Origin of the sequence: Pseudomonas sp. Sample_16 (assembly GCF_004307665.1) — a bacterium.
GTDB lineage: Bacteria > Pseudomonadota > Gammaproteobacteria > Pseudomonadales > Pseudomonadaceae > Aquipseudomonas.
In genome coordinates, this window is sequence record NZ_RCOB01000138.1 from 1 (window position 1) to 3,151 (window position 3,151).

The 3,151-nt window shown below is 59.6% G+C and carries 3 protein-coding genes and 1 pseudogene; 2 read left to right on the forward strand and 2 right to left on the reverse strand.

Annotated features, from left to right (window positions below):
* Nucleotides 1-166 (reverse strand): annotated as a pseudogene (locus tag D8U69_RS18525) (sulfite exporter TauE/SafE family protein); the annotation flags it as partial.
* A gap of 162 nt (nucleotides 167-328) precedes the next feature.
* Here D8U69_RS18525 and D8U69_RS18530 point away from each other — a divergent pair.
* Nucleotides 329-1,192: an MBL fold metallo-hydrolase gene (locus D8U69_RS18530; protein ID WP_056853497.1), complete on the forward strand. Its 864-nt coding sequence runs from the start codon at nucleotides 329-331 to the stop codon at nucleotides 1,190-1,192.
* Nucleotides 1,193-1,276: 84 nt separating this feature from the next.
* Here D8U69_RS18530 and bkdR read toward each other — a convergent pair whose 3' ends face one another.
* Nucleotides 1,277-1,765 carry a Bkd operon transcriptional regulator BkdR gene (gene bkdR, locus D8U69_RS18535; protein WP_041476986.1) on the reverse strand — a complete coding sequence of 163 codons (489 nt, stop codon included), beginning with the start codon at nucleotides 1,763-1,765 and terminating at the stop codon, nucleotides 1,277-1,279.
* A 185-nt stretch (nucleotides 1,766-1,950) separates the two neighbouring features.
* On the opposite strand from bkdR, the gene D8U69_RS18540 reads away from it, so the two are divergent.
* Nucleotides 1,951-3,151 (forward strand): 3-methyl-2-oxobutanoate dehydrogenase (2-methylpropanoyl-transferring) subunit alpha (locus D8U69_RS18540; RefSeq protein WP_130907870.1); only part of this gene is annotated, 1,201 nt, incomplete at its 3' end.

Below are 3,151 nucleotides of genomic sequence, written 5' to 3' on the forward strand. Positions count from 1 at the left end.
CGACCGCCGCCGCACTGCCCACCGCAAACAACGCAACGGGCGCCGCCGTAGTCATGCTCCAACCCAGGCCCAGCACCAGCGCCGGCACGGCCAGAATGCCCCCGCCGGCGCCGGTCAAACCCAACACCAAACCCATGACTACACCGAAAAAACTCGCCAGCAACATAGAACGCTCGTAATCCATGACAAAGGCCGGGAACGCCCGGTATCGATAGCGTGACAGGATAGAGCCCAGCCGGATTTTTCGATAACAGAAATGACGCGGGGGCTGGTCAGCGCAGGGAAAATGAAACTAACCTCATGACTTGTTCACCAAGAAACAATCCTCATGCCTGCCCTGATTGAAGCTTTTTTCGACGATGCCTCCTCTACCTACAGTTACGTGATCTACGAAGCGGACGGCGGACAATGCGCAATCGTCGACCCGGTGCTCGACTACAACCCCGCTGCCGGACGAACCTCCACCGTGCAGGCAGACCGGATCATCGCGTTCGTGCGCGAACACCGGCTGCAGGTGCAATGGCTACTGGAAACCCACGCCCACGCCGATCATTTGTCCGCCGCGCCCTATCTGCGTCGGGAACTGGGTGGCCGGATCGCCATCGGCCAGTCGATCTGCAAGGTGCAGAACGTGTTCAAGGCGCTGTTCAACCTTGAACCGCAATTCTGCATCGACGGCTCCCAGTTCGATCACCTGTTCGCTGCGGATGAGTCGTTTTCCATCGGCAACCTCAAGGCCAAGGCCCTGCATGTGCCTGGGCATACCCCGGCGGACATGGCATACCTGATCGGCAACGATGTGATTCTGGTTGGCGATACGCTGTTCATGCCCGACGTAGGCACCGCGCGCTGCGACTTTCCCGGCGGCAACGCCAACCAGATGTTCGCTTCGATCCATAAACTGCTGGCATTCCCCGCCAGCGTGCGCCTGTATGTCTGTCACGACTACCCGCCCGAGGGCCGCGAACCGCATTGCATGACCACCGTCGGCGAACAACGCAAAAGCAACATCCATGTGCGTGACGGCATCGATGAGGCGGCATTCGTTGCCATGCGCACCCGACGCGATGCCACGCTGGGCATGCCGACGCTGTTGCTACCGGCGATCCAGGTCAATGTGCGGGCGGGGAATTTGCCGCCGGCGGAAGACAATGGCGTGACGTACCTTAAAATCCCGATCAACCAACTCTGATCTGTAGGCGCAAAGCTTGCTCGCGATTGCGCCCTTGAGATCGCTATCGCGAGCAAGCTTCGCGCCTACGGATTTGCGCTGGTTTTACGCGCCGAGCGTCAGGCCGTTGGCCGGCAGGGGCAGCGCGGTCTTGTAGCGCACTTGCTTGAGCGCAAAACTCGAGCGGATATTCGCCACCCCCGGCACTTTGGTCAGAAAGTCCATCATGAAACGCTCCAGCGATTGAATGCTCGGCACCAGCACCCGGATCAAGTAATCCGGGTCGCCGGCCATCAAGTAGCACTCCATCACCTCCGGGCGGTCGGAGATCGCCTCTTCGAAATGCTGCAAGGCCTCCTCCACCTGCTTCTCTAGGCTGACGTGAATGAACACGTTCACGTGCAGCCCCAGCAGATCAGCATCCAGCAACGTCACTTGCTCGCGAATCAAACCCAGCTCTTCCATCGCCTTGACCCGGTTGAAGCACGGTGTCGGTGACAGGTTGACCGAGCGTGCAAGGTCGGCATTGGTGATCCGCGCGTTCTCTTGAAGGCTGTTGAGAATGCCGATATCGGTACGGTCAAGTTTGCGCATGAGACAAAACCACCTGTTTTTTAGGTTTATGCAGATTTTTTATCTGCAAATGATCTTAAGCGCAACGAAACAGAGAGAAATATTCTTCTTGGCCGGGCCTATGATTGTTGTAGGACAAGATTTCTTCTACCGAACGAAATCTGTCAGCTCACTACAAGAAATTCACAAGATCGAGCGTAGAAGCCATGACCCAAGCGTACGAACCGCTGCGCCTGCACGTCCCTGAACCCTCGGGCCGCCCAGGCTGCAAAACCGACTTCTCCTACCTGCATCTGACCGATGCCGGCACGGTGCGCAAACCCCCAATCGACGTTGAGCCCGCCGACACGGCCGATTTGGCCCGCGGCCTGATTCGCGTGCTCGACGATCAGGGCAATGCCTTGGGGCCTTGGGCCGAAGGCGTTCCCACGGAGATCCTGCGCAAAGGCATGCGCGCCATGCTCAAGACGCGGATTTACGACAACCGCATGGTTGTCGCCCAGCGTCAGAAGAAGATGTCGTTCTACATGCAGAGCCTCGGCGAAGAAGCCATCGGCAGCGCCCAGGCCCTGGCTTTGAACATCGACGACATGTGCTTCCCGACCTACCGCCAGCAAAGCATCCTGATGGCCCGCGAAGTGCCACTGGTCGACATGATCTGCCAACTGCTGTCCAACGAGCGCGATCCGCTCAAGGGACGTCAGCTGCCGATCATGTACTCGGTCAAAGAATCCGGTTTCTTCACCATCTCCGGCAACCTGGCGACCCAGTTTGTCCAGGCGGTAGGCTGGGGCATGGCCTCGGCGATCAAGGGCGACACCAAAATCGCTTCGGCGTGGATCGGCGACGGCGCCACTGCTGAGTCGGATTTCCACACCGCCCTGACCTTCGCCCACGTTTACCGCGCGCCGGTGATCCTCAACGTGGTCAACAACCAGTGGGCAATCTCTACGTTCCAGGCAATTGCCGGGGGTGAAGCGACCACGTTCGCCGGCCGTGGCGTCGGTTGCGGCATCGCCTCGCTGCGCGTCGATGGCAACGATTTCTACGCGGTCTACGCCGCTTCCGCCTGGGCTGCCGAACGCGCCCGACGCAACCTCGGCCCGACCATGATCGAGTGGGTCACCTACCGTGCCGGTCCACACTCAACGTCCGATGATCCTTCCAAGTACCGCCCTGCCGATGACTGGAGCCATTTCCCGCTCGGCGATCCGATTGCGCGTCTCAAGCAGCACCTGATCAAGATCGGCCAGTGGTCCGAAGAGGAACACGCCGCCGTCAGTGCCGAACTGGAAGCCGAAGTGATTGCCGCACAAAAGGAAGCCGAACAGTACGGCACCCTCGCCGGTGGCCAGATTCCAAGCGCCGCGACCATGTTCGAAGACGTCTACAAAGAGATGCCGGAGC

Bases quoted from the DNA above. Each gene is read 5' to 3' on its own strand.
- bkdR (WP_041476986.1), bottom strand. From the start codon at position 1,765: ATGCGCAAACTTGACCGTACCGATATCGGCATTCTCAACAGCCTTCAA.
- D8U69_RS18530 (WP_056853497.1), top strand. From the start codon at position 329: ATGCCTGCCCTGATTGAAGCTTTTTTCGACGATGCCTCCTCTACCTAC.